Annotated in this window: 25 protein-coding genes and 5 tRNA genes; 24 read left to right on the top strand and 6 right to left on the bottom strand. The window is 46.5% G+C overall.

The genetic code is table 11. From position 1 onward, the window contains the following. The first annotated feature begins 13 nt into the window (after positions 1-13). The 12 genes from ODZ53_RS18990 to ODZ53_RS19045 all read left to right on the top strand — a co-directional run bounded on the left by ODZ53_RS18990 (position 14) and on the right by ODZ53_RS19045 (position 7,189). Positions 14-90, top strand: a tRNA-Asp gene (locus tag ODZ53_RS18990). A 31-nt stretch (positions 91-121) separates the two neighbouring features. Then, a tRNA-Phe gene (locus ODZ53_RS18995) sits at positions 122-197 on the top strand. A 5-nt stretch (positions 198-202) separates the two neighbouring features. Further along, positions 203-278: transfer RNA gene (locus ODZ53_RS19000), tRNA-Lys, on the top strand. A 40-nt stretch (positions 279-318) separates the two neighbouring features. After that, a tRNA-Gly gene (locus tag ODZ53_RS19005) sits at positions 319-394 on the top strand. 146 nt (positions 395-540) lie between these two features. Then, entirely contained in the window at positions 541-2,184 is a 1,644-nt protein-coding gene (locus tag ODZ53_RS19010) for a tetratricopeptide repeat protein (protein ID WP_372679158.1), read from the top strand. Positions 2,185-2,248: 64 nt separating this feature from the next. Then, the gene (trxB, locus tag ODZ53_RS19015; RefSeq protein ID WP_372679160.1) at positions 2,249-3,208 is read left to right on the top strand and encodes a thioredoxin-disulfide reductase; all 960 of its coding nucleotides are present in this window, start codon (positions 2,249-2,251) and stop codon (positions 3,206-3,208) included. 235 nt (positions 3,209-3,443) lie between these two features. Then, positions 3,444-4,325 carry an RNase adapter RapZ gene (rapZ, locus tag ODZ53_RS19020; protein ID WP_372679162.1) on the top strand — a complete coding sequence of 294 codons (882 nt, stop codon included), beginning with the start codon at positions 3,444-3,446 and terminating at the stop codon, positions 4,323-4,325. 78 nt (positions 4,326-4,403) lie between these two features. Then, on the top strand, positions 4,404-5,414 hold the full coding sequence (locus ODZ53_RS19025) for a gluconeogenesis factor YvcK family protein (protein WP_372679164.1): 1,011 nt from the start codon (positions 4,404-4,406) through the stop codon (positions 5,412-5,414). Between the two features lie 8 nt (positions 5,415-5,422). Beyond that, on the top strand, positions 5,423-6,370 hold the full coding sequence (gene whiA, locus ODZ53_RS19030) for a DNA-binding protein WhiA (RefSeq protein WP_015893487.1): 948 nt from the start codon (positions 5,423-5,425) through the stop codon (positions 6,368-6,370). 49 nt (positions 6,371-6,419) lie between these two features. After that, positions 6,420-6,677, top strand: coding sequence for an HPr family phosphocarrier protein (locus tag ODZ53_RS19035; protein WP_015893486.1), 258 nt, complete (start codon positions 6,420-6,422; stop codon positions 6,675-6,677). A gap of 127 nt (positions 6,678-6,804) precedes the next feature. After that, positions 6,805-6,987, top strand: a complete 183-nt coding sequence (locus ODZ53_RS19040; RefSeq protein ID WP_015893485.1) for a hypothetical protein — start codon at positions 6,805-6,807, stop codon at positions 6,985-6,987. A 16-nt stretch (positions 6,988-7,003) separates the two neighbouring features. Continuing rightward, complete coding sequence (locus ODZ53_RS19045; RefSeq protein ID WP_015893484.1) at positions 7,004-7,189, top strand: H-type small acid-soluble spore protein; 186 nt, start codon at positions 7,004-7,006, stop codon at positions 7,187-7,189. Positions 7,190-7,299: 110 nt separating this feature from the next. On the opposite strand, the gene clpP is transcribed toward ODZ53_RS19045, so the two are convergent. Beyond that, complete coding sequence (gene clpP / locus ODZ53_RS19050; protein WP_007720441.1) at positions 7,300-7,902, bottom strand: ATP-dependent Clp endopeptidase proteolytic subunit ClpP; 603 nt, start codon at positions 7,900-7,902, stop codon at positions 7,300-7,302. A gap of 131 nt (positions 7,903-8,033) precedes the next feature. Beyond that, positions 8,034-8,255: a hypothetical protein gene (locus ODZ53_RS19055; RefSeq protein ID WP_026043328.1), complete on the bottom strand. Its 222-nt coding sequence runs from the start codon at positions 8,253-8,255 to the stop codon at positions 8,034-8,036. Between the two features lie 215 nt (positions 8,256-8,470). Here ODZ53_RS19055 and ODZ53_RS19060 point away from each other — a divergent pair, with 215 nt between their 5' ends. Both ODZ53_RS19060 and ODZ53_RS19065 read left to right on the top strand, forming a co-directional pair. Continuing rightward, the gene (locus ODZ53_RS19060) at positions 8,471-8,944 is read left to right on the top strand and encodes a copper amine oxidase N-terminal domain-containing protein (protein ID WP_041749676.1); all 474 of its coding nucleotides are present in this window, start codon (positions 8,471-8,473) and stop codon (positions 8,942-8,944) included. A 217-nt stretch (positions 8,945-9,161) separates the two neighbouring features. Then, complete coding sequence (locus ODZ53_RS19065) at positions 9,162-10,397, top strand: branched-chain amino acid ABC transporter substrate-binding protein (protein WP_372679169.1); 1,236 nt, start codon at positions 9,162-9,164, stop codon at positions 10,395-10,397. A gap of 252 nt (positions 10,398-10,649) precedes the next feature. Here the strand turns inward: ODZ53_RS19065 and ODZ53_RS19070 are convergent, their stop codons facing one another. Together ODZ53_RS19070 and ODZ53_RS19075 are read right to left on the bottom strand one after the other, a co-directional pair. Beyond that, a complete protein-coding gene (locus ODZ53_RS19070; RefSeq protein WP_015893478.1) occupies positions 10,650-10,784 on the bottom strand; it encodes a DUF4023 domain-containing protein in 135 nt (44 codons plus the stop codon). 35 nt (positions 10,785-10,819) lie between these two features. Beyond that, positions 10,820-12,688: a PAS domain S-box protein gene (locus ODZ53_RS19075; RefSeq protein WP_372679171.1), complete on the bottom strand. Its 1,869-nt coding sequence runs from the start codon at positions 12,686-12,688 to the stop codon at positions 10,820-10,822. Positions 12,689-12,881: 193 nt separating this feature from the next. On the opposite strand from ODZ53_RS19075, the gene ODZ53_RS19080 reads away from it, so the two are divergent. Beyond that, positions 12,882-13,040, top strand: a complete 159-nt coding sequence (locus tag ODZ53_RS19080; RefSeq protein ID WP_015893476.1) for a hypothetical protein — start codon at positions 12,882-12,884, stop codon at positions 13,038-13,040. Positions 13,041-13,098: 58 nt separating this feature from the next. Here ODZ53_RS19080 and ODZ53_RS19085 read toward each other — a convergent pair whose 3' ends face one another. After that, on the bottom strand, positions 13,099-14,109 hold the full coding sequence (locus ODZ53_RS19085) for an ABC transporter substrate-binding protein (protein ID WP_372679173.1): 1,011 nt from the start codon (positions 14,107-14,109) through the stop codon (positions 13,099-13,101). 263 nt (positions 14,110-14,372) lie between these two features. Here ODZ53_RS19085 and ODZ53_RS19090 point away from each other — a divergent pair, with 263 nt between their 5' ends. Both ODZ53_RS19090 and ODZ53_RS19095 read left to right on the top strand, forming a co-directional pair. Beyond that, entirely contained in the window at positions 14,373-15,389 is a 1,017-nt protein-coding gene (locus ODZ53_RS19090) for a FecCD family ABC transporter permease (protein ID WP_372679175.1), read from the top strand. Continuing rightward, positions 15,382-16,422, top strand: coding sequence for a FecCD family ABC transporter permease (locus tag ODZ53_RS19095; RefSeq protein ID WP_372679177.1), 1,041 nt, complete (start codon positions 15,382-15,384; stop codon positions 16,420-16,422). Before ODZ53_RS19090 ends, ODZ53_RS19095 begins: the two co-directional genes overlap by 8 nt. A 644-nt stretch (positions 16,423-17,066) precedes the next feature. Here the strand turns inward: ODZ53_RS19095 and ODZ53_RS19100 are convergent. After that, a tRNA-Arg gene (locus tag ODZ53_RS19100) sits at positions 17,067-17,141 on the bottom strand. Positions 17,142-17,383: 242 nt separating this feature from the next. On the opposite strand from ODZ53_RS19100, the gene rpoN reads away from it, so the two are divergent. From rpoN to tpiA, 7 genes are all read left to right on the top strand, one after another. Then, positions 17,384-18,757 carry an RNA polymerase factor sigma-54 gene (gene rpoN, locus ODZ53_RS19105; RefSeq protein WP_372679179.1) on the top strand — a complete coding sequence of 458 codons (1,374 nt, stop codon included), beginning with the start codon at positions 17,384-17,386 and terminating at the stop codon, positions 18,755-18,757. After that, the gene (locus ODZ53_RS19110; RefSeq protein ID WP_173627933.1) at positions 18,757-19,035 is read left to right on the top strand and encodes a glutaredoxin family protein; all 279 of its coding nucleotides are present in this window, start codon (positions 18,757-18,759) and stop codon (positions 19,033-19,035) included. Before rpoN ends, ODZ53_RS19110 begins: the two co-directional genes overlap by 1 nt. A gap of 423 nt (positions 19,036-19,458) precedes the next feature. After that, the gene (locus ODZ53_RS19115) at positions 19,459-20,484 is read left to right on the top strand and encodes a sugar-binding transcriptional regulator (protein ID WP_372679182.1); all 1,026 of its coding nucleotides are present in this window, start codon (positions 19,459-19,461) and stop codon (positions 20,482-20,484) included. An 18-nt stretch (positions 20,485-20,502) separates the two neighbouring features. Then, complete coding sequence (locus ODZ53_RS19120) at positions 20,503-21,867, top strand: Na+/H+ antiporter NhaC family protein (protein WP_199927394.1); 1,365 nt, start codon at positions 20,503-20,505, stop codon at positions 21,865-21,867. A gap of 19 nt (positions 21,868-21,886) precedes the next feature. After that, positions 21,887-22,891: a type I glyceraldehyde-3-phosphate dehydrogenase gene (gene gap, locus ODZ53_RS19125; RefSeq protein WP_007720484.1), complete on the top strand. Its 1,005-nt coding sequence runs from the start codon at positions 21,887-21,889 to the stop codon at positions 22,889-22,891. A gap of 99 nt (positions 22,892-22,990) precedes the next feature. Beyond that, positions 22,991-24,175 carry a phosphoglycerate kinase gene (locus tag ODZ53_RS19130; RefSeq protein WP_064203210.1) on the top strand — a complete coding sequence of 395 codons (1,185 nt, stop codon included), beginning with the start codon at positions 22,991-22,993 and terminating at the stop codon, positions 24,173-24,175. Between the two features lie 21 nt (positions 24,176-24,196). Continuing rightward, a complete protein-coding gene (tpiA, locus tag ODZ53_RS19135) occupies positions 24,197-24,955 on the top strand; it encodes a triose-phosphate isomerase (RefSeq protein WP_372679185.1) in 759 nt (252 codons plus the stop codon). The last annotated feature ends 5 nt before the right edge of the window (positions 24,956-24,960 follow it).

Genomic DNA, 24,960 nt, shown 5'->3' on the forward strand with positions numbered 1-24,960 from the left:
AAGCCTTCTATATGGAGCTGTGGTGAAGTTGGAGTTCACGCCGGTCTGTCACACCGGAGGTCGCGGGTTCGAGTCCCGTCAGCTCCGCCATTCTTTTTTAAGAGTGGCGAATAAAGTATATGGCTCGGTAGCTCAGTCGGTAGAGCAGAGGACTGAAAATCCTCGTGTCGGCGGTTCGATTCCGTCCCGAGCCACCATGTACGAGCCATTAGCTCAGTTGGTAGAGCATCTGACTTTTAATCAGAGGGTCGAAGGTTCGAGTCCTTCATGGCTCACCAGTTTTTCAATCGGACAAAATATGAATAGTTGATAAGATATGCGGACGTAGCTCAATTGGTAGAGCGTCGCCTTGCCAAGGCGAAGGTCGAGGGTTCGAGACCCTTCGTCCGCTCCATTTTTGTTCGTAAACACCACTTGCTATGGGCCAGTGGTGTTTCTTGCTTTATCCGCTGAACACTTTAAAAGGCGAGTCAGCTTGTAGGGTGCCGATGCTTCTGGTACGATACTTGGAGTGTAAGCTCCTACGATGTTGGAGGTTTTATGAAACATAACAAAAGTATTTTGAAGAAAACAACCGTCGTTGACTTTAAGCAAGATGCTGCTTTTTTTGTTGACCGGGGAATGCGCTGTTTGAATCGGTACGACTATGATAAAGCATTGCGTTCATTTCGCCGAGCAGTTGAAATGGAGCCGACGAATGCAGAATGCCACTGCCATTTGGCTAGTGCTTTAGCTGAAACCGGACAGTTTGAAGCGTCGAATGAAGTCCTCTATGAAGTGATAGAAAAATGGGACCCATCCATGACAGAAGTGTATTTCTACATGGCGAATAACTATGCCAACTTAGAAGATTACCATATGGCAGAAGAAATGGCTGTTCGTTATTTACAAGAGGATAGCACTGGACCGTATCGTGAAGATGCTGAGGAGCTCCTCGACTATATTTACTTTGAGCTGGACATGCCACCGCGACACTTCCTCCCAAGTGAAAAAGAGGACGTATACAGCAAGCATGAACGAGCTCGACGCAGTCTGGAAGAGGGACGTTTCTTAGAGGCATTGGATACCTTAAAAGAAATCGTCGAGGCAGATCCTGAGTTTTTGCCGGCATGGAACAATTTATCTCTCGCCTACTATTATGCTGGAGAATTCGAGAAGGCGATGGAGACAATTGAACAGACGCTGGATAAAGAAGAAGGAAACCTGCATGCACTGTGCAATTTGGCGGTTTTGCTCTCTCATCACAATCAAACGGTAGAGTTGTTGAGCTTGATTGACACGCTGAAAAAGGTTGTTCCGTTCCATCCGGAAAATACCTATAAGCTTGCAACAACAATGGGAGTGCTCGGCCAGCATGACGAAGCGTATTTCCATTACCAACGCATGTTACGAAATGGACGGCCACATGAAGCGTGCACGTATCACTATGCTGCAATCTCAGCTTATTTGAGTGGGAAAAAGGATCAAGCACTGCGCTGGTGGCAAAAAGCCAAACAGTTAGATCCAGAAGCAGGAATCGCAGATCAATACATTCAAATGGTAAAAAACGAACAAGAAGGGGAGACTATAAAACCAATCCCCTACCAATACAATACGACCCAACGTGATGTTTCTTGGGAGAAGGCTTCGTTTACGGGAGTGGAAGATTTTAAAACAGACCCGATGATCCGAGCTTCCCTTCTCTGGGCATTGCAGCATGGACGCGATGAAGTGAAATTCGCGGTGCTGCAAACATTGTCTCTGATCGGAGATGATGAAGCTGAAACTGCAGTCCGTCAATTTTATTACCAGACGGATAACCAGCAGCTGCAAAAGTTAGCTTTGCTGGCTTTGGCTGATATGGGTGCAGATATGCCGGAAGGAACTCCTGAAGGATCGAATGGTTCGCCGACTACGGAAGATCAAAAGAGCAATATAGAAGAAGGCATAAGCCGTCATTTGCTCTCGCAGGGCAAGCAAGAGGCTGGAGAATGGTGCCTCGATGTATGGCGCAAGCATCATGAATATGCCCAAAGTCAGGTACAAGTGCGAAAAGAAGTAGCGTGGGTCGCAGCATTAGAATATGTATACGGAACGATAACGAACGAAAAACAGTCACAAGCCCTTCTAGCTCAAAAATATGGCATTTCTGCCGCAACCTTGGCAAAGTGCGTCAAAGTTTTGTCGACACTTGATTTTAAATAGATTATTACATTATAATTAATTTAAATAAGGAAACAGAACTGTGTGAGACGAGGAGGCAACAAGCATGAGCGATCAAAAAGTTTATGATGTGATTATCGCCGGAGCTGGCCCTGCTGGAATGACGGCTGCTGTATATACATCCCGTGCGAACATGAGCACATTAATGCTGGAGAGAGGGATCCCAGGCGGTCAAATGGCGAACACGGAAGATATCGAGAACTACCCAGGCTTCACTTCCATTCTTGGCCCTGATCTCTCTACAAAAATGTTTGAGCATGCACAGCAATTCGGTGCGGAGTATGCTTATGGTGAAATCAAGGAAATCCGCGATGAAGAACCGTACAAGCGCGTTATTACGGGTGACAAGGAATACTTGACCAAATCTGTTATTGTGGCAACTGGTGCAGAGCATCGTTTGCTGGGTGTACAAGGAGAAAAAGAATTGTCCGGCCGTGGTGTATCTTACTGCGCAGTTTGCGACGGTGCATTTTTCCGCAATAAAGAGCTGGTAGTTGTAGGTGGAGGAGACTCCGCGGTAGAAGAGGCGGTATTCCTTACTCGCTTCGCTTCCAAAGTGACAATCGTACACCGTCGAGATCAGTTCCGTGCGCAGAAAATCCTGCAAAAACGCGCTTTCGATAACGAAAAAATCGAAGTGATTTGGGATACCGAACTAAAAGAGATCCGTGGTGAAGGCAAGGTACAAGCGGTTCTCTTGCAAAACACCAAAACAGGTAAACAAAGAGAATATCCGGCAGATGGAGTGTTCATCTACGTAGGGATGGACCCATTGACTGCAAGCGTACGTCCACTGGGCATCACCAACGACGCAGGCTACGTACTGACAGACGAAAAAATGAACACCAAAGTAAAAGGTGTTTTTGCAGCAGGCGATGTACGCGAAAAAATGCTGCGCCAAGTCGTGACAGCAACTGGAGACGGTTCGATCGCTGCTCAATCTGCTCAGCATTTTGTAGAAGAGCTAAATGAAAAGCTAAAGGAACAAAATGTCACAATCTCTTAACCTGCTTGTAACATGGGTGAAATAATTCAAGTGTAATCTATAGACAATGAATTGACCCCCTTATCTATATAAACAATTGTTGCGTGGCTGGCATTCAGTCACGCATCTTTTTTTCTAAAATAGCTTGTACGCCTGTAGAGGACGTCATTGGAAAAACAGGGGAAGCGGTTCAAAAAGGTGCGAATAAGGTCGACAATATGGTATGCTATTGTCAGAATCGTAGGAGGCGAGTTGCGTGACGGAATTGGGAAACGACAAGGCCATGAATCTCCTGATTATTACCGGAATGTCAGGTGCGGGAAAGACAGTTGCTGTACAAAGCTTGGAGGACCTGGGCTTTTTTTGTGTAGACAACCTGCCCCCTGTACTGATTCCCAAATTTGCTGAGTTGGTTAAACAGTCTGGTGGGAGTATTGAGCGAGTCGCATTGGTGATTGACTTGCGAGGGCGTGAGTTTTTTGAAAATCTAGCCGTAACCATGGAAAGCCTCAATCAGATGAATGGACTATCTTACCATATCCTTTATCTGGATGCGAACGATCAGACATTGGTTTCTCGCTATAAGGAAACACGCCGCAGACATCCGCTTTCTCCGAACGGTTCGCCTTTGGAAGGAATTCACGCCGAGCGCCGTTTGCTGGAGGAAATGAAGGGCTGGGCGCATCAGATTATCGATACGAGTCAAATGAAGCCAGTTCAGCTTCGAGAAAAAATCATCAACCAATACGGTCAACAAGGATCACCCCTTACGATTAATGTATTATCGTTCGGTTTCAAATACGGCGCACCGATAGACGCTGACTTGATGTTCGATGTCCGTTTTTTGCCCAATCCGCATTATGTGGAGGATTTGCGTCCGAAAACAGGATGTGATCCCGACGTGGCAGATTATGTGATGCAGCACAAGGACACAAAGGAATTCTTAGAAAAGCTTACAGACTTTTTGGGGTACACCCTACCGCATTACCAGCGAGAAGGAAAAAGTCAACTTGTGATAGGAATCGGATGCACCGGTGGCAAGCATCGCTCGGTCGCCATTGCAGAACATTTGGGAGAAGCCTTTGGCAAAGATTTTTCTGTCCGTGTTAGTCATCGAGACATGGAAAAGAACAAATGAGCATAAGATGGCAGGAAAGACTGAAGCGTGCATAAAAAGCCACCTGTGGTATATGTATTAGAAATAATGAGGTGACATATGCCTACTAAGGGAGTCGGGAGGCTACAGTCAAGGCCATTACGGATAGTCGTTATTGGCGGAGGAACGGGTCTATCCGTCCTTTTACGCGGTTTGAAGCACGAGCCAGTGCATATTACAGCGATTGTGACGGTAGCAGACGATGGGGGAAGCTCTGGACGTTTGCGAGAAGAAATGGATATGCTTCCACCTGGCGACATTCGAAACGTCTTGACTGCTCTGGCCGATACAGAGCCGTTGATGGAAAAAGTCATGCAATATCGTTTTTCCACAGGCACGGGATTAGCCGGGCATAATTTGGGAAATCTATTACTTGCAGCAATGAACGAAATCACTGGAGATTTTGTCACCGCAGTCAAAACATTAAGCGGGGTTTTGGCAGTGCGTGGAGATGTATTGCCAGCTTCCACGCAATCGATTCAGTTGAAAGCGGAAATGACAGATGGATCTCTCGTAATCGGAGAATCCCAAATACCGTTGACTGGCAAAGAAATCAAGCGGGTGTTCCTTGATCCAGAGGATGCTGTTCCTCTGAGAGAAGCCCTGATGGCGATTGCCGACGCGGATGCCATTTTAATTGGGCCTGGCAGCTTGTACACGAGCATCCTGCCCAATTTATTAGTACGAGGGTTATTTGAAGCGATTACATGCGCACAAGCCCCAAAAATCTACATTTGTAACGTCATGACACAGCCAGGGGAGACAGACGGTTTTTCTGCATCCAGGCACGTGAATGTCATGTATGAACATGTAGATAAACCATTTCTGGATACGATCATTGTCAATTCAGCCGAGCTGCCTACCCATGTATTGGACAAATACGCGGAAAAAGGAGCAGCTCCTGTCCGATGTGACTCAAAGCGATTGCGCCAACTCGGTCTGCATGTAGTGGCGAAGCCGTTAGTCACATTTGAGGACGGATACCTACGTCACGATGCACATGCTGTCAGCAAGCAGGTTGTGTCACTTGTCAAACGAAGACGGAAGGTGCTGAAGATAGAGAAGGAGTAGTGAAGTCGATGTCATTCGCCGCGCATACCAAAAAAGAGCTTACCATGATGGAGGGTGCCGATTGCTGCAGCAAGGCAGAGCTCTCAGCCTTGATTCGGATGAATGGAAGTCTGCAGTTTGGAGCCGGACGACTGGTGCTGGATGTGACGACAGAGAACGCGGCGATTGCCCGACGCATTTACACGTTAATCAAGAGGTTGTTTCAGATACACGCTGAATTGCTAGTTCGAAAAAAAATGCGTTTGAAAAAAAACAACGTCTACATTGTGCGTATTCCGAATAAGGCCAATGAGATCTTACAAGACTTGGGAATCATGGATCAAAGCCTGTCGTTTATCCCAGGAATCGCTCCAGAGATCGTGAAAAAGTCATGCTGCCGCGCTGCTTATTTGCGGGGGGCTTTTTTGGCGGGGGGATCTGTGAATCATCCAGAGGCATCCAGCTATCATCTGGAGATTTTCACTTCCTATCAGGATTTTTGCGAAGCATTGACCAAGATCGCCAATCGGTATAAACTAAATGCCAAGTGCATCGAGCGGAAAAAAGGGTATGTTCTCTATATTAAAGAAGGCGAAAAGATTACAGAGTTTTTGAGCTTGATAGGGGCTCATCAGGCACTTCTGTATTTCGAGGACGTCCGAATCGTAAAGGACATGCGGAACTCCGTAAACCGTTTACACAATTGTGAGATCGCCAACATAAACAAAACGGTGAATGCAGCCACCAGACAAATGGAAAATATTCAGCTCATTGATCAAGAGATGGGTTTGGAGAATTTGCCAAAACGTCTACGCGAGGTCGCGGAGCTTCGAGTGGCTCATCCTGACATCAATTTGAAAGAATTGGGCGAGATGGTGCCAAGCGGAGTAGTGAGCAAATCGGGCATTAACCACCGCTTGCGGAAAATTAACGAAATCGCTGACAAAATACGAGAAAAACAAAATATTTCGATGTAGATGCATGTTATACTAAAGGATAATAGTCTACAAGTAAGGAGGTCCATTCATGGTTCAACAGCAGGTCGTGGTTCAGTTAAAGACCGGTTTGCAAGCTCGTCCAGCAGCTTTTTTCGTACAGGAAGCTAACCGTTTTGCATCGGAAGTATTCGTAGAAAAAGGCAACAAGAAGGTCAATGCGAAGAGCATCATGGGTATCATGAGCCTCGCAATCAGCTCTGGAACGGAAATTACCATTTTGGCAGAAGGGCCGGATGCCTCCCAGGCAGTCAGCAGCCTTACGAATCTGGTAAGCAAAGAAGAATAGAGTCACGAGAGACACTTTTCCCTTAAGGGAGGTGTCTTTTTTTGTTGGTCATCTTAATGAATATGTATCAATTCACTTCGGTCAGGGCATTTCTAACCATGTATATTGCATGAAGGAGGAATGAGACATGAGTAACCGTGATAAGTGTTACGAAGGCCGCGATTGTTATGATATGGACATTGATCGGATGGTGAATGAGGGACTGGGGGGCGGAGTTGTTTCCGACCAAAACGGCCTGATTGAAGAAACGACTGTAGATACGATGACAGGGGCTACGTCAGCCAAGCAAGCTCTTGACGATGACCAATAGAGGGAGTCAGTCACTTATGAATGTAACAAGAGCACAAGCCATCATGAAATCCGACGACCATATCAAGGTAGAGTACGATGGACAAGCCGTTTGGATCGATGCTGTAGACGAAAAAACGTCAACAGCACGTGTACATGAGGAAAAAAATCCAGGGCATAGCCGAACAGTCTATGTCAGTCAGTTAATGGAAGTATCACAATGATTCATCGAAAAAGCCGAGCAGACCAAGGGAAACCTCTAGGGGTTTGCTCGGTATACAAAAAAACACTCGGCCGGTAGTTCAGGCACGAGTGCTTTTTTTTACGACAGCTCTTATTTTTTCGAAGACGGTTCGGAAGTGATGACTTTGTCAATCAATCCGTACTCTACTGCTTCAGCGGCAGAGAGGAAGTTGTCGCGATCAGTATCCTTTTGGATGCGCTCCAAAGGCTGTCCAGTACGTTCAGCCAAGATGGTGTTCAGATGATCACGCATCTTCAAGATACGTTTTGCGGCAATCTCAATGTCGCTCGCTTGTCCTTGTGCGCCACCCAATGGTTGGTGGATCATGACTTCACTGTTTGGCAGAGCAAAGCGCTTGCCTTTTGCCCCAGCAGCCAGCAGGAATGCTCCCATGGAAGCAGCCATTCCGATACAAATGGTGGATACATCAGGCTTGATGAAGTGCATAGTATCGTAAATTGCCATACCAGCAGTAATAGAACCGCCTGGGCTGTTTATGTACAAGTGAATGTCTTTCTCCGGATCTTCCGCCTGAAGGAACAACAACTGTGCCACAACGATATTGGCTACGGTGTCGTTGATTGGGGTTCCCAGAAAGATGATGCGGTCTTTGAGCAGGCGGGAATAAATATCGTAAGCACGTTCCCCGCGGTTTGTCTGTTCAATGACGGTTGGAATTAAATTCATATGCATCTAGTCTTCCTCCTCTCTTTGTAACAATATCATACACAAAAGGTCAATGAAGGTCAAACACATAAGTGCGCGCCCTCACTACCATGTTTGCCAAATTCCCTCTGTCTAAACCTACTCGAAAAGGAAAACATTCATTCCTTGGAATTCTCATCGGCCTCGGTTAAATCGACGGCGAGTTTCAGCGTGGCTTTCATCTTTTTTCCCTTGATAATCGTATATTCATCGACTTGTTTGGCTTGAAGTTGATTGATGGCTTCCGCCAGCTCCTGTTGATCTTTGTATGGTTCAATGGTCAATAAGCATTCTTCATCACTGGCCTCTTGATAAATGAGAAAAAAACGTTCCCCTGCCATAGTAAGCCTCACTTTCGAAAGTTATCCACAATGTTATGCACAGGTTGTGCACAAAAACATTTGTTCGTGGGATATTTATTTTTTTTCCTAGTCTTGTCATGTTTGGAGAGAGAATTACATAGGAAATGTATGGGATAAAAAAGAAGGGAAAAGTTGATTTATGTCGAATCATACAAAATTGGAATTCATTTCATGATATTTAAGGGGTGTTTATTATGCTTCGCAAGTTTTCTACAATGATGCTGACAGCAGCTCTTCTAACAGGAAGTGTAGCGGCAACGGCTGCGTTTGCCCAAACTTCTCCTGCTCCTGCACCAGCTGTACAACAAAAAATCAAAGTTCAGCTAAACGGCAAGGAGTTCCCATTCCCACAAGAAATCGTTACTGAAAATGGTGTTGCGTATGTGAATGCGAGCACATTGGCGATTGCTTTGGGTGGTAGTGCAGCATGGGATAGCACGACTAAATCTCTGTTGGTTGCTAAAGACAACAAGTACGCTCTGCGTATGTACGAAAACCAAAACTTTGCTTATAAAAACGGCAAAGAAACGAGTGTAGCAAATCCGCCACGTCCAGTGACCGGAGCAGTGCTCGTGCCCCTCGTATTCATTGCCCAAGAATTGGGTGCAAAAGTAGAGTACGATGCAAAAACGCTCACTTACAAGCTGAGCATTCCAATTAATTCCTAATAATTAATGGGATACTTCTCATGAGGATAGCCACTTCTATGCGTAGAAGTGGCTATTTGCCTCAATACTACATGTGGACACCTCTATTAGCAGACAGCGATAGAGGGTTTTTTTATTGATTCTTCCTTCAATCATTTCTATTGCAAATTTTCTAAAATATCCTACAATAAGATTGTGATTCATAGTTTGCTCATAAATAAAGAGGGGGATTTTTGCTATGAAAAAACAGAAATCATTGTCGATACTGGCTGCAACATTTGCTCTCGGCACATTGCTCGCGGGCTGCGGTGGAGGTGCGGGGACTGGTAGCCAAAGCGCGACACCACAGCCGAGCAACAATAGCGGAGGAAGCACGGGCGGTGCAAGTGGCGCTACTGAGAAGCTCGTTGTTGCTGTAGTTGGTCCGATGTCTGGTCAGTATTCTGATTACGGAAGCACAGCAAAGGCTGGTGCTGAATATGCGTTGAAAGAAAAGGCAGAGGCATTCAAAGCACTTGGCTTTGACGTTCAATTGTCCGCGCAAGACGACCAAGCTGACCCGAAACAAGGGGTAGCAGTCGCACAAATGTTGATTTCGAATCCTGATGTAGTCGGAGTAGTAGGCCATGCTACAACAGGAGCTTCGATCACAGCAGCAGCGCAATACGAGCAAGAGAAGCTCGTAATGGTATCTCCTTCCGCAACGGGATCAGATTTGACTGAGCAAGGCAAACAGATCGTACACCGCATTTGTGCGCGTGATGATCAACAAGGCTCCAAGGCTGCGATTTTTGCCAAAAATCAGTTGAATATAAAAACGGCATTCGTTATGCATGACAAGGCTGCTTATGGACAAGGTCTTGCGGAAGAAGTGAAAAAGCAATTTGAAAAAGACGGCGTACAAGTTCTCGGCTATGAAGGGGTAACAGCAGGCGAGAAGGATTATAGTGCGATCATCACCCAAATCCTTGCGAAAAATCCAGAGATGATTTATTTCGGTGGATACTACTCTGATGCAGGGATCATCGTGAAACAAGCGCGTGAAAAAGGCTTCAAAGGTGTATTCATGGGTGGCGATGGCTACGACTCCGCTGACATGGTGAAAATTGCTGGTGCGGAAAATGCCAATAACGTAGTCTTTACTTCTACGGTTGGCGATATTGGTGCTACCGAAGACGGCAAGAAATGGATCACAGACTTCGAGAGCGCGACTGGCAACAAAGTAGGGATCTTCACTTCGTTTGGTTATGACTCCATGGGTGTTATGCTGAACGGTCTGGAAGAAGCGATCAAAGCAAACGGCGGCAAAAAGCCAACGCGTGAACAAGTGCTGGAAGCGGTTCACAAAACCAAAGATTACAAAGGCAAATTCGTTAACGTAACATTTAATGAAAAAGGCGACAACGACTTTGCTTCCGTATACGTGTACAAGTATGAGGACGGAAAGAAAGTATTCATGGGTGAAGCGAAGTAATTCTTCATTATGAATAAGCCATTTGGGACATACTACGTTTGGCAAGAATACCAGAATGAAAAGGAAGGGATTCTGATGTCAAACAATCGAAATACGAAGAATGGCGGAAACCAAGGACACAGCAGCAAGACCCAAGGCACCCAGAAGCAAAAGTCCGAAAGAGATCGTAACCTGAATAAACAGGATCCACAATAGCAATGACAAAAGCCCACCCGTTTTAGCCGAAGGAGCTAACGGGTGGGCTTTTGCTTGTTAAATACCTTGCTTGCTAGGCAACCGCTTTTCGGGATGACCATAGCCCTGATGCTGTCTGCTTCGTAGGTTTTTCGCTTGGGATTCGCGAATTTTGGCCACGAACTCACTCGTGCTCATTTTGGTAAAATCCATAGGGCACCTCCACCGATGATGAGATGTACACCTTTCTAGGATGACCCAATTTGGTCCTGTACAATCGGCAGTGTTATCTCTACCATTGTACCTTCGTGCTCTCTACTTTTAATTTCCAGGCTGCCGTTGTGGTCTTTCATGATTTTGCTGCTGATCATGAGGCCGAGGCCAGTTCCGTTTTCTTTTGTCGTGAAAAAGGGGGCACCCAGCTTGTGAATCATTTCTTCAGAGATTCCACAGCCAGTATCTGTGAGCGTAATGAGCACCTGATGATTTTCTTTTAGGGTGGTGGCAATAACAACCTCACCATGTCCATCGATTGCTTCGATAGCATTTTTAATGATGTTGATAAAGACCTGCTTGAGCTGGTTTTCTTCTCCCGCAATGATTGGATGGTAAGCAAATGCGGTCCGAAAATCGATGTTTTTCAAATTTGCTTCCGATTTCAAAAGTGTCAAAACGTTTTCCAGCAAAGGGATGAGCGGAAGAGGCTTGATTTGAATGCTGTGAGGCTTTGCCAAGACTAGTAATTCACTCACAATAAAATTGATTCGGTCCAGTTCAGAGAGCATGATGTCGGCGTACTGCTGGTTATCATTCATGCTCGGATAAAGAAATTGGATAAAGCCCTTCAAAGATGTGAGCGGGTTGCGAATCTCATGGGCGATTCCAGCAGCCAGCTCCCCAATCACAGACAGCTTCTCAGCCTTCCGTAATAGTTCCTCGTTATGTCGGCGTTCTGTAATATCCCGCGAAACAATGATAAAGCCATCGCAATCTCCCGTTTTCGTCAGGATGGGGGCACCCTTTGATTCGAGAACGATCCATTTGTTATTTTTCGTCTGGAAACGGAATTCGCATATCTTTGCTTCCTTGGTCGCCAGCAAGAGATGAAAGTGGTCAATGACAGTTTGGCGATCTTCGGGATGAATCTCGGCAAAGGTGAGCTGACGGCAATGTTCACTCGTTTCGATTACGCGTGAGTGTGAAGGGGAGAGATAGAGGATATCCCCGTTTTTGTCCGTAATCAGAATAAGATCATCTGTGTATTCTGAGATGATTTTGTTCGTATTCTCGCTTTTAAATAAGGCGGCCTCTGAGTATTTGCGTTCGGTGATATTTCGCGAGACTAACATGACGTTTTGGACGTCCCCTACCGCGTTTAAAATGGGGATACCGCGTGTTTCGAAGGAGACCTCGTTTCCATTCCTATCCATAGAGCGCGTCTCGAAATGAACGGGTTGTTTCGTTGCCATGATCTCTTGAAATTTGTCCCGGAACATAGGGATATCCTCTGGATGTGTGAGCTGCAGATTGTTAGGGGAAGTAACCTCGGCTGGAACAAATCCCAATTGCTCGATTGATGGGGAGGCATAGATGCGTCGCATGGATAAATCATAAATCGTCACGATATCCTGGGTATGATCGATGAGGAGACGATATTTGGCTTCGGTTTGACGCAAGGCCTCTTCAATTTTTTTGCGGTCGGAAATGTCACGGGTAATGCAGGAAGCACCAATAATTTTTCCTGTTTCGTCTTTGATTGGAGCAGCTGACAGAATGACATCCATCTTCGTGCCATCTTTTCGCTGCCTGATGGTTTCGTAATTGGTTAGTAATACACCCATGCTCCTGACCGCATCAAATAACTGTTTGGTCTCGCTCTTGTACTCTTCTGGAATAAAGCAGAGCGGTGAAGCGTAAATCTCCTCCATGGACCAACCGTAGTATTGCTCAAACGCATGATTCACCAAGACGATATTGTTATCGAGATCACTAATCGAGATGGCATCCGTCGTAAAATGAAAAAATGCTTTTAATATTTGATCTGGAAATAACACTTGTGTGATTTCCTTTTTTGAGCGTTTCTTTTTCCATAAGAAAGGGGTTTTAAGCTTGTTCATCAGATTCCCCCGCATAGTCTATCGAGTATTTGAGTGAGATAGCGTTGTCGTAACTATTCGAGATATAGGAGCCATTTTCCTATCAAAATTTGGAATCGTTTGTTATTCTATAATGAATTGGTTATGCCTGAAGGTTCTGACTCGCATGGAAATCAGCTATAATGAGAGTTAGAAAAAAGTCGGGGGTGTATGCATGACAACGGGTTTTATCGTTGCGCTGGTGCTCATTTTTATTGTCATCATCGGTGTGACGATTTTGGTTACAAACAAAGCTTATTCACGTAAACCAGAACAAATAGATCCGATTCTGCCCAGTAAGGATACTGCTGGTAGTAAGGAACTCGATCAATAATGCCAGCAGGCAAAAGAGCAGGAGTGGTTATCTTAACCACTCCTGCTTTTTTTATAGCCTACAGTTTGGAGAAACGCTCTACGATGTCATCAACAAGCAGTTCAGCAGAAAGGATACCGCCGCCTACGTTCCAGATCACTTCGTCAACTTGGAATGCCTTATTGTTTTTCGCGACATTTAGCTTTTGATAGAGTGGATCTTTCATCCATTCCTCAGTGTATTTATTCGCAGATCCATCACCGGAATAATCGCCGATCCAGTAAAACATAACGTCGCCATCCATTTCGGAGATGAGCTCTTTGGGAATGTCTTTTTTGAACTCATCGATGTCTTGGGAGGCTGGTCGAGCAAAGCCGAGCTGGCTCAGAACAACGCCAGAGAAGGTGTCTTTCAAGTAAAGACGGGTTGTGCCTGCTACAAAACGAGCGACAGAGACTTTCATCTTCGTCTTGTCACCCAGTTTTCCTTTTGCATCCTCAATCTTCTTATCGAAATCAGCCATTAGCTTGTCGCCTTCAGCTTTTTTATTCAGCGCTTCTGAGTAAAGGGCAAAGTTGATTTTCCATCTGCCTACGAGATCCTCGGAGAAGACGGTTGGAGCAATCGCGGAAAGCTGAGCGTATACTTTTTCTTGCCCTTGGCGTCCTTTCGTTCCCAGAATCAGGTCTGGCTTCAGGCTGGCGATCAGCTCGACGTTTGGTTGATTCTCATCACCCAATTCAACTGCATCCTTCATTTTTTCTTTAATATGTGGATGCCATGGGTCACCGGGTTTACCGAGGCCACTCATGACAGCCCCAACTGGCGTAATCCCTAATGCGAGAACAGCCTCTGTGCTTTCACTGGTGAGAGTGACGACACGTTGAGGAGTTCCTTTTATTTTTGTTGACCCCATAAAGTGTTTTACTTCTCTCTCTTCAGACGCTGCCGGTGCTGATGGAGTTGTTGACGCGGCTGGTGTAGAAGAAGACGAGTCGGATGAAGGCGTTGCCTGTCCTCCGCAACCTGTTACGAGCATCACAGCGGAAAGCATAGCCCCGAGCATCAAACGCAGGGAAGTTTTGCGCATGATGGAAAATCCCCCTTTAACTGATAATGATTATCATTTTTCTTCACTACTTTATATGCTTATATGACAATGTGTCAATATATTTTTTGGAACCAGAGGAAAACTATAGATATTACTGTGCTGATTTTCCAATAGCGATAATAAAAATCAATATCATTGACTAGCCCTATCCGCAAGCTTAGACTGATTAGTGGGAGAAACTTACATACATAGGTAGCGAATAGACAGAATAGGTAGAATGCAACGGAAAGAAGGGAACAGGCGTGAATGTGATTTTGTCCAGCCGACTGCAAAAGACTACTGTACTCATAGCAGGGCTTGTTGTCCTGGCAGTCGTGATGGTGGCTAGTATTCTTTTCGGAATCAATCGGTATTCATTCACTACTGCAGTAGAGGCATACACTCAATTTTCCGGTTCGGAGGAACATTTGATTATTACGACTTCCCGAATGCCGCGTACACTGACAGCGGTAGCAGTGGGGAGCAGCCTCGCTGTAGCAGGTGTTTTGTTGCAGGCGTTGACTCGGAACCCTCTGGCTTCACCGTCTCTTATCGGCGTGAACGCTGGAGCTGCAGCAGCTATTGTGACGACGATTGTTGTTTTTGGCTCGCAATTTCCAGTGTCGCAAATGATGTGGGCAGGATTTATCGGAGCGGGTGTGACTGCTCTGCTTGTATACGGATTGGCCTCCGCTGGGCGGGGAGGCATGACTCCGATTAAGCTGACACTTTCGGGTGCAGCGGTTGCCGCTTTTGCTTCGTCTGTGACTTCGCTGTTTATGCTGTTGCAAGAAAAGACGATGACAGAGGCCTTTTACTGGTTAGTTGGTTCTGTGGAGGGGAGACAGCTCGATCATTTTTTTATGATCATTCCTTATTTGCTAGTAGGCTGGTTAGGCGCTATGGTACTGACTGGCTCGTTAAACTTGATGGTACTTGGTGATGATGTAGCGACTGGCCTGGGCCAGAAGATTATCTTGGTAAAAGCTACTGCGTTATTGCTCGTGGTGCTCTTGGCAGGTGGGAGTGTCGCGCTCGCTGGACCAATTGCATTCGTGGGCATCATCATCCCGCATCTATGTCGTTTCTTAGTCGGGCTTGATCACCGATGGTTGATTCCCTATTCAATTGTTTTCGGCGGAGCTTTTCTGGTTTGCGCTGACTTGCTTTCTCGCCTTGTATTGATGCCCATGCGTCTGGAAGTACCAGTAGGCGTAGCAACGGCTATGATCGGAGTGGCTTTTATCATCCCGCTGGTCAGGGGGAGGGCGTATGCATAGACATGTAGTCATTCGGTCCAAAAAGCCAGCGCTCTCGTTTCATGTAGATAAGCGGGCTTTGGGAATTAATTTCATACTATTTTTGCTGTTATCTGTTGTGATTGTATTGAGTATTGGCTTAGGAAGCTTGCATATTCCTGTGTGGGAGGTCGTCAAAGCTTTTGTGGGAGCGGGCAGTGAACAGAATGAATTGATCGTGCTCGATTGGCGATTGCCTCGTGTTGTCGTTTCAGTCATGGTGGGGGCTTCCCTGGCGGTATCGGGGGCTATTTTGCAGTCCTTGGTACGAAATCCGTTAGCTTCGCCTGATTTGATCGGGACTACAGCGGGAGCAACGGCAGCAGCGGTAGCATTTATCACATTCGCAAAAGATGTAAGTGTACAATGGATGCCATTGGTGGCCTTGATCGGTGGATTGTTAACCGCGACGCTTACGTATCTCACTGCGTGGAAAGAGGGAGTCTCCCCTTTTCGCCTCGCGCTTGTCGGTGTATGTATCTCGGCAGGCATGGGGGCATTAACGATCTTTTTCCTGGTGATCACCCAAACCCACAAAGCCTCAAATGCACTCGGGTGGATGACTGGAACTGTGTACGGTATGTCGTGGGTAAATGTCATGACATTGCTTCCGTGGACCGTTTTGTTTCTTGGCGCTACGATTTTCCAAATCCGTTATTTGAATGCCCAGGAGCTCGGTGATGATATCGCCAAAGGCATTGGCGTAGCGATTGATAAGAAGCGATTGCTCTTGATTGCGATCAGTGTGGCTTTGGCAGGTGCTGCGGTTGGTGTAGCAGGAGGAATTAGTTTTATCGGGTTGATGGCCCCACATATTGCGCGTAGGTTAGTAGGTTCTGCGTACGGTTACTTGCTGCCGGCTTCCGCTGTTTTGGGCGGGATGCTTGTCGTCTTGGCCGATTTGATTGGGAGAACGGTGTTTTTACCGCATGATTTGCCAGCTGGGATTTTTACCGCAGCGATTGGAGCGCCGTTCTTTGTTTATCTTTTGTATAAAACAAGGAATCATCAGTAGGAAATGGAAGTGTGAGTATCAATAGTTGAGTGAGAACCCTGAAGGAGAGAATGCTTCAGGGTTCTTTGTGTTTACTATCTGTCAATTTTTTACAAAATATTACACGATTCGAATTTACAAAACACTTTAAATAAGGTGAAAAATAGTATAAGTTATATTTATGATAACTAATGGGACTAATAGTTAATTTACTTTGTGAATGGGAACCCAGTTTTAAACGGAGAAAGCAAAGAACAATAATATCAGTCATTGTTCTATAAATGTAAACATCATTAATCATCAAATTATTATTTTGGTGAGAAAGCAAGACAGAGAGACACTAAAAAGCCACTTTCGTATTAAGGGCAATACAACTTTATCAGTAAATATCCCTGAGGAAGGGAATTATTACATCTACATTGTATCTGCAGATGCAGCATTTGATACGACCCCAATCAACCCTATGCCTTACACATTTAAAGCTATTTTTAAGTAGTAATTTCAAAAGTGATTTAAAAGTGACTTACTATACGTAGCACTCGAAGAACGGCCCTTTTACCCGGGGCTGTTTTTTGTTTTGATAGGTTAGTTGAGTGGAAATCAAACATGTGGATTCAAAAAAGCGACCTCTTGAAATTCAAGAGATCGCTTTTGGTTTGAAAGTATGGTACGCCTGAAGGGAATCGAACCCCCGCACATGGTTCCGGAGACCATTGCTCTATCCACTGAGCTACAGGCGTATATTGTGACGACAACTTTTATTATAAAACATCGAGATTCTCAATGCAAACGAAAAAAAGTAGTTCAGCAGAAAAAACTAGCGATAAAATAAGCGAAAGTGAAAAAGTCCAATGGTGAAGATCTTTCGACATTTTTTGTGTTCTGTTTCATCAATTTGGCAGGAAAATTGCATGAGAGAACGAATATAATGAAAATAAAGAGTCATCGAGCAGCATGAGCAAGTGCGAAGGAGGCGAGCTTCATGAACATGGGATTGGGGTTATTTCAAGAACAAACACTGAAATTAGTGATGACGCCGGAATTACGCCAAGCGATTACCATATTGCAGTATTCAGCCATTGATCTCATCTCCTATTTGCAGGATCAGGCTAATGAAAATCCTGTTTTCGACCTTGAAGTGGCTGGAGAAGTCGCTTCTGCAAAAGCAGAGAAGCCAGCTCCTGAGATTGACTGGAAAGAAATTGTGGGCAATCGCGCGACAGGTGAGTACGGTTCGTCGAAAAATGAAAGCACTTACAATCCGCTGGATTACGTCCAGCAAGGTGCGGAGACGCTGTACGAACATCTGGAGCGTCAACTCGGCTATGTAAAAGGGTTCTCGTCGCTGCAAAAACAGATTGCTCTCTTTTTGATCGGGAATTTGGATGAGAAGGGATATTTGGAAATTACACTGGAGGAAGCAAGTGAGCGCCTGGGCGCTGAAATGCTCGAGATTGAGGACGTGTTGTCCGTTTTGCAGCATTTTGATCCAGTAGGCGTAGCTTCACGCAGCCTGGAAGAATGTCTTTTGCTGCAGCTTGAGCATTTGGCACTCGATGATGAAAAGATCGTGCAGGTCGTTCGTAACCACCTGCAAGATTTGGCGGACAATCGCTATCAGCGGATCGCAGAAAAAATCGGATGTACACCGCAAGCGGTACAGACGATGGCAGATTTGATCCGTACGTTGAACCCGCGTCCAGGGGGGACCTTTTCTTCCGTAGAGACAAGATATGTCATTCCAGATGTGACGGTAGAAAAGGTCGGGAATGATTATGTAGTATTGGTTAATGATGTTGCTGCACCGCGGCTGAAAATCAACAGCTTCTATGAAAAAATGCTGAGCCAGCAAAAAAGTCAGGATGAAGCGAAACAGTTCATTCACGATAAGCTGAATGCCGCCATGTGGCTGGCAAAAAGTTTGGAGCAGCGCCGCTTGACGCTCATGCGTGTAACACAGGCCATCCTCGATATGCAACGGGAGTTTTTTGATCGGGGGATTCATTATTTAAAGCCTATGACGCAAAAGGAAATAGCAGAGCGGGTCGGCCTGCACGAATCAACGATAAGCCGGGCAACCAGCAACAAATACGTCCAGACACCGCGCGGAATCTTTGAGTTGAAGTATTTCTTTACGTCAGCACTCTCTACTTCCAGCGGGGAAGCGACTTCTTCTGAGAGTGTTAAACGCAGAATCAAAGCACTGATCGAGCAAGAAGATCGGAAAGCTCCGTTATCTGATCAAAAGCTGGGTGAGATGCTGCTTACAGAGGGGATTGAGATCTCCCGCCGAACGGTTGCCAAGTACCGGGAAGAAATGCTGATCCCATCGTCGGCTAAACGAAAGAGGTTTTAATGAGAATGAATGAAAAAACGTTTGAAATTGTCTTGTACGGACGAAATAAGTGTCATTTGTGCGACGAGGTGGAGCTCTACATCCGTTCTCTGGCGGAGGAGTTCCCCCTTCGTATGCGCATGGTTGATATTGAAAGTGATCCGGCTTTGCATGAGGAAATGATGTTTGTCATTCCCGTAGTCGAGATAGATGGAGAGATCGTGTTTCGTTCCATAACGCATGTGGTGACGCTAAAAGAGCTGCACGAGGAACTACATAGACGTACCGCTCTATCATAAATTGATTGCTATGGTATTGGCTGTTTTTTAGCTTTAGAAAGTACCGATGAACCAACAAAGCTGGTGAGAAGAAAAAGCACAGGGCTCGTAGACCTTGGCATCGCCAGCCCAGTCGGAACTTCCAAAAGGGGACCTACTTGTCGAACACTTCTTCTCTGAGAAACTTCCGCCCGTAGGGTGGCTTTGGCTCAACGGTCCCCTTTTGGAAGTGAAGACGGACAGTGAATCTCCCCTGCTAGCGTGTCAGAGTCGAAGAGAACTGTGCTTTTTCTTCGGTAGAGGGGAACTTGCAAGATATGGTTAAATATGATACATTCAAGTTGTAGCAAGTGATCTTTTTTTTGCACCAAGTGGGACAAAAAATGTATATACAGGGACATTAAACGTCCCGATCAACAATTTGTAACCAAGGAAGAAGGTAAAATGCGACGTTTACTGGAACTGCAACAAAAATTGTTGCCTGACTTGATTCAAGTTTTGCGTCAGCGGTACATGTTGCTCCGATCCATCTATCATTTGCAGCCGATTGGCAGAAGAGGTCTTGCTCAAGCCATGGATACCACTGAGCGAATTTTGCGGGCAGAAGTGGAACTGCTAAAAGAAACGGGGCTCCTTCATGTAACAGCTGCGGGAATGAGCCTGAGTGAAGAAGGACAACAAGTCTTGGACGACATGGAGCCTCTCGTCGGAGAGCTATTCGGCCTTACTGACTTGGCAGAGCGCCTGCAAAAAAAGCTGGGCATAGCAGAAGTCATTGTGGTACAGGGCAATGCAGACCAGTCACCTTGGGTAAAGGAAGAGCTGGGACGGGTAGGGGCACGGGTCCTCAAACAGGTCGTGCAAGAAGGCGACATTGTAGCGGTAACAGGTGGTTCATCCATCGCCAGCGTAGCAAGTCATCTGACGCCTTCTGCTTCGTTCAAAAACGTTCAGTTTGTCCCTGCTCGCGGTGGATTGGGAGAACGCGTAGAGCTGCAAGCGAACACGCTCGCTTCCGCCATGGCAGCGAAAACAGGTGCTTCTTATCGGCTTCTTCACGTACCGGATCGCCTCCATCCAGAAGCCTTGCAGACATTGGTCAAAGAGCCACAGGTACAAGATGTGCTGTCACTCTTGGGCGAAACTCGAATCGTTTTACATGGAATCGGGGATGCCGTCACGATGGCGAGAAGGCGGAATTATTCGGAGGAAGAACTCGTGGAATTAGTGGAGACGGGTGCTGTATCAGAAGCATTCGGATACTACTTTAATGAAGCGGGAGAAACGGTCCACAGAATGCCGACAATTGGTTTACAGCTAGAGGAAGTGCACAAGGCAGAAACAGTGCTCTCTATTGCGGGGGGCGAAAGCAAGGCAAAAGCGATTCTTTCCTTTGCTAAGCAATCGTGTCAGAATGTACTCATTACGGACGAAGGGGCAGCTTATACGCTGTTGTCCGCACGATTGTAACGGAAGGAAGTCGGTCGCATGTCTATCACATCGGTAACACCCATCTTGGCAATGATCGCTGGTATCATTTTGAGCCTATCGCTCGGTTTTCCGATCGCATGGGGGATTGTTTTTGCGATCTTGGTCACACTGGTTAGTGTAAAAAGATTGGGTTATCCGTGGAAGCAACAGTTCGTGTTTGGCTGGGAAGGTGTCCAAAAGGCAAAGCCCGTCCTTACGATTCTGTTTTTAGTAGGACTCTTGATTCCTCTATTAATGATGGGAGGAACCATTCCCGCCATCATTTACTATGGATTATCGATTGTGAATGTCGAGTATTTGTTCGTTCTCTCTTTTCTGTTGACCGCAGGCGTCAGTTATTTATTGGGTACATCAATCGGTACACTGAGTACGATTGGGCTGTCCTTGATGGGCATAGCACATGCTGCAGGGATATCACCTGCGATCGTAGGAGGCGCGCTCATCTCTGGAGCGATGGTGGGGGAACGTTTCTCACCGATATCCAGCAGTCGATTACTGGTGCTTTCCAATGTCGGTATGACAGAAGAGCAGGAAAGAAGAATACGGCGTCCTGCTTTGCTTACGGTAGCGATTTGCGCGTTACTTTTCCTGATCCTTGATCTGTTTCGACCTCAAGCGAACTCGACGGATACCATTCAAATGTACCAGGAGCTGTTAGTCAGTCATTTTTCTGTACATTGGCTGCTCATGCTGCCTCTCGTGGTGTTAATTGCCTCTTTTGCACTGAGAGTAAAAGCGGTGAAGGCATTGTTTTTCGGTATCGGAGCCAGTGCGATTCTAGTCGGGATCAATGGGAATTTGGATGTGAAGACGTTTTTTACATCGATGCTAGTTGGATTTGAGCTTCATTCAGGAACGCCGCTGGATCAACTGGTCCATGGGGGCGGGATGTTCGCCATCTTCAGTGTTCTGGCGTTAATCATTCTCGCAGGCTTTTTAAACGGCATTTTGAACAGAGCCAATTTATTAACTCCCATCGTAGACAAAATGATGGGGCATACAAAAAATAAGACGGTATTGGTAGCGAAAGCAGCGGCATTGTCGTTGTTAGTGGTCATCATCAGCTGTAACCAAACCATTCCGATTCTGGTTCTCGGCTCGACTCTTCTCGGGAGGTTCTCCCAATGGGAGGGAGGGCGTGAGCTGTTGGGCAAGACGATGCTGGACTCCACAGTTGTTATGCCTGTGCTGATCCCATGGAACGGTCTATCGATGATGATGGCGCTCACGTTAGGTGTTTCGACGATTCAAACATTGCCCTTTGTGTTTTTTCCAATCTTATTACCGATTGTTACGATATTATCGACCCGCTGGTTTTCGCCAGAGGGCAGGTTTCTCACGATGAAGAATAAAGCTAGCTAATGAGCAGGAGGTATACATTATGGTAAAAGTAGGTATTAACGGATTTGGTCGTATCGGTCGTAACGTATTTCGTGCAGCACTGAACAATCCGAATGTAGAAATCGTGGCGGTCAATGACCTAACAGATGCGCACACACTGGCGCACCTTTTGAAATATGACACGGTTCATGGCGTTTTGAACGTGAGTGTTGAAGCTTCTGAAAACACGCTCATCGTAGACGGAAAAGAAATAAAGGTATTGGCAGAGCGCGATCCAGCTCAACTGAAGTGGGCAGATTACGGTGTTGAAATCGTAGTGGAATCAACTGGACGATTCACGAAGCGCGAAGATGCAGCGAAGCACCTGGAAGGTGGCGCGAAAAAAGTCATCATCTCCGCTCCTGCAACAAATGAAGACATTACAGTCGTAATCGGTGTAAACGAAGACAAGTACGATCCAGCGCAACACACTGTGATCTCCAACGCATCCTGCACAACGAACTGCTTGGCACCATACGCGAAGGTTCTCAATGAAAAATTCGGGATCGTACGCGGTTTGATGACAACCGTTCACTCTTACACCAATGACCAACAAATTCTCGACCTGCCGCACAAAGATTTGCGCCGTGCCCGTGCAGCTGCGGAAAACATCATTCCAACCTCTACAGGAGCGGCAAAAGCGGTAGCACTCGTACTCCCTGAGCTGAAAGGCAAGCTGAATGGTTTCGCTATGCGCGTACCAACTCCAAACGTATCCGTAGTGGACTTGGTTGTTGAGCTGAAGACAGACGCAACTGTTGAAGAAATCAACAACGCGCTGAAAGAAGCGGCAGAAGGCCCTCTCAAAGGCATTCTCGGCTACTCCGAAGAGCCGCTCGTTTCCTCTGATTACAATGGAAACCCTGCATCCTCCACAATCGATGCTTTGTCTACAATGGTACTGGAAGGAAACATGGTAAAAGTCGTTTCCTGGTACGATAACGAGTGGGGTTACTCCAATCGTGTCGTAGACTTGTGTCATTATGTTGCACAGCGCGGCTTCTAACACGTAAAATAGAACTGTTGTGGAAAAAAAGGGAGAGCAATCTCCCTTTTCCCATATCTTTTTTCCGAATAAAAAGCCAATGATTTGGGAGGATCGTTCATGAACAAGAAATCTATCCGCGATGTTGAGCTGGCAGGCAAGCGCGTATTCTGCCGTGTCGACTTTAACGTGCCGATGCAGGACGGGGTAATCACCGACGATACACGCATTCGTGCTGCTGTACCAACCATCCGTTTCATGATGGAGGCAGGAGCCAAAGTAATCCTGGCGAGCCATTTTGGTCGTCCTAAAGGCCAAGTGGTGGAAGAGATGCGTCTTACTCCTGTCGCAGCCCATTTGTCCTCGCTCTTGGGCAAGGACGTGCGTAAGCTGGAGGATTGCCAAGGTGCTGACGTAGAAGCGGCAGTAGAACGAATGGAGTCTGGCGACGTCATCCTGTTGGAAAACGTGCGCTTCCATGCGGGAGAAGAAAAGAACGATCCAGAACTGGCGAAAAGCTTTGCGGCCTTGGCTGATCTGTTTGTCAATGATGCATTCGGGACAGCTCACCGGGCACATGCTTCTACAGCGGGAATCGCTGAGTACATACCAGCAGTTGCAGGCTTGCTAATGGAAAAGGAAATTCGCTTCATGGGCGGAGCCTTGTCCAATCCGGAGCGTCCGTTTACAGCGATTGTCGGCGGTGCAAAAGTAAAAGATAAAATTGCTGTCATTGAAAATTTGTTGACCAAAGTCGATCACCTGATTATCGGCGGCGGAATGGCGAATACATTCCTCAAAGCACAAGGTTATGGCATTGGTGCTTCTCTGTGTGAAGACGACAAGCTCGACCTCGCACGTACGTTGATGGAGCAGGCAAAAGAGCGCGGCGTTCAATTGCTGATGCCAGTTGATGTTGTGGTAGCTGACCGTTTTGCGGCAGATGCAGAAAAGCAGGTTGTAGCAATTGATGCGATTCCAGATGGCTGGATGGCACTCGATATCGGTCCAAAAACAGTGGAACAGTACCACAGCGTCATTGTAGATTCGAAAACGGTTGTATGGAACGGTCCGATGGGCGTATTTGAAATGGATGCTTTTGCAGGCGGTACGATTGGCGTAGCCAAGGCGATGGCAGCATGCAGCGGAACGACGATCATCGGTGGCGGTGATTCCGTAGCGGCTGTGGAAAAAGCAGGCGTAGCCGAGCAGATGACACACATTTCTACAGGCGGCGGAGCGTCCTTGGAATTCATGGAAGGCAAGGAACTGCCAGGCGTAGCTGTGTTGGCAGATAACCAATAAGAGCGAAGAGGGGGAGTTTGCATGCGAACACCAATTATCGCGGGGAACTGGAAGATGTTCAAGACGATGGACGAGGCAAGAGCGTTTGCGCAGGAAGCCAAGGCAAGCAATAATACTTCCGGAGTACAAAAAGTCATTTGCGCACCTTTTACAGCGTTGACTGCACTTAAAGAAGAGCTGGCGGGCACGGATATTGCCATCGGTGCGCAAAACATGCATTTTGAAGAGCAAGGTGCATATACAGGCGAAATCAGCGCGTCCATGCTGAAAGAAATCGGTGTGGAGTACGTGATTCTTGGTCACTCCGAGCGTCGTCAATATTTCAATGAAACAGATGAGACGGTGAACAAAAAGGTTGTAGCCGCATTAGCAGCAGGTCTCGTACCGATTGTGTGCGTAGGCGAGAGTCTGGAGCAGCGGGAAGCGGGCGAGACAGCTAACGTAGTCCGTACGCAGACTGAAGGTGCTTTTGCTGGAGTAGATGCTGCACAAGTGGCGGATACCGTTATTGCATACGAGCCGATCTGGGCGATTGGCACAGGCAAGTCTTCCACGGCAGAGGATGCTAATGAAACGATTGCCATTATTCGTAGCGTAATCGGTGAACGCTTCGGACAAGCGACAGCGGAGAAAGTGCGCATTCAATACGGCGGAAGCGTAAAGCCGGAAAACATCGCAAGCTACATGGCACAGCCTGACATTGACGGAGCATTGGTCGGTGGAGCGAGTCTCGTAGCGAATAGCTACTTGCAGCTTGTGGCAGGAGCAACGTCGCGATAGGAGGA

The organism is Brevibacillus sp. BD137, from assembly GCF_041644655.1.
In the GTDB taxonomy this organism is placed as follows: Bacteria; Bacillota; Bacilli; order Brevibacillales; family Brevibacillaceae; genus Brevibacillus; species Brevibacillus brevis_D.

Coding starts and splice junctions, on each gene's coding strand:
- ODZ53_RS19080 (WP_015893476.1), top strand. CDS start 12,882: ATGACAACGGGTTTTATCGTTGCGCTGGTGCTCATTTTTATTGTCATC.
- ODZ53_RS19070 (WP_015893478.1), bottom strand. CDS start 10,784: ATGGATTTTACCAAAATGAGCACGAGTGAGTTCGTGGCCAAAATTCGC.
- ODZ53_RS19110 (WP_173627933.1), top strand. CDS start 18,757: ATGAGAATGAATGAAAAAACGTTTGAAATTGTCTTGTACGGACGAAAT.
- rpoN (WP_372679179.1), top strand. CDS start 17,384: ATGAACATGGGATTGGGGTTATTTCAAGAACAAACACTGAAATTAGTG.
- ODZ53_RS19035 (WP_015893486.1), top strand. CDS start 6,420: ATGGTTCAACAGCAGGTCGTGGTTCAGTTAAAGACCGGTTTGCAAGCT.
- whiA (WP_015893487.1), top strand. CDS start 5,423: ATGTCATTCGCCGCGCATACCAAAAAAGAGCTTACCATGATGGAGGGT.
- ODZ53_RS19045 (WP_015893484.1), top strand. CDS start 7,004: ATGAATGTAACAAGAGCACAAGCCATCATGAAATCCGACGACCATATC.
- ODZ53_RS19010 (WP_372679158.1), top strand. CDS start 541: ATGAAACATAACAAAAGTATTTTGAAGAAAACAACCGTCGTTGACTTT.
- ODZ53_RS19120 (WP_199927394.1), top strand. CDS start 20,503: ATGTCTATCACATCGGTAACACCCATCTTGGCAATGATCGCTGGTATC.
- ODZ53_RS19085 (WP_372679173.1), bottom strand. CDS start 14,109: ATGCGCAAAACTTCCCTGCGTTTGATGCTCGGGGCTATGCTTTCCGCT.
- clpP (WP_007720441.1), bottom strand. CDS start 7,902: ATGCATATGAATTTAATTCCAACCGTCATTGAACAGACAAACCGCGGG.
- ODZ53_RS19075 (WP_372679171.1), bottom strand. CDS start 12,688: ATGAACAAGCTTAAAACCCCTTTCTTATGGAAAAAGAAACGCTCAAAA.
- ODZ53_RS19055 (WP_026043328.1), bottom strand. CDS start 8,255: ATGGCAGGGGAACGTTTTTTTCTCATTTATCAAGAGGCCAGTGATGAA.
- trxB (WP_372679160.1), top strand. CDS start 2,249: ATGAGCGATCAAAAAGTTTATGATGTGATTATCGCCGGAGCTGGCCCT.
- tpiA (WP_372679185.1), top strand. CDS start 24,197: ATGCGAACACCAATTATCGCGGGGAACTGGAAGATGTTCAAGACGATG.
- ODZ53_RS19065 (WP_372679169.1), top strand. CDS start 9,162: ATGAAAAAACAGAAATCATTGTCGATACTGGCTGCAACATTTGCTCTC.
- ODZ53_RS19060 (WP_041749676.1), top strand. CDS start 8,471: ATGCTTCGCAAGTTTTCTACAATGATGCTGACAGCAGCTCTTCTAACA.
- ODZ53_RS19025 (WP_372679164.1), top strand. CDS start 4,404: ATGCCTACTAAGGGAGTCGGGAGGCTACAGTCAAGGCCATTACGGATA.
- ODZ53_RS19095 (WP_372679177.1), top strand. CDS start 15,382: ATGCATAGACATGTAGTCATTCGGTCCAAAAAGCCAGCGCTCTCGTTT.
- gap (WP_007720484.1), top strand. CDS start 21,887: ATGGTAAAAGTAGGTATTAACGGATTTGGTCGTATCGGTCGTAACGTA.
- ODZ53_RS19115 (WP_372679182.1), top strand. CDS start 19,459: ATGCGACGTTTACTGGAACTGCAACAAAAATTGTTGCCTGACTTGATT.
- ODZ53_RS19040 (WP_015893485.1), top strand. CDS start 6,805: ATGAGTAACCGTGATAAGTGTTACGAAGGCCGCGATTGTTATGATATG.
- ODZ53_RS19130 (WP_064203210.1), top strand. CDS start 22,991: ATGAACAAGAAATCTATCCGCGATGTTGAGCTGGCAGGCAAGCGCGTA.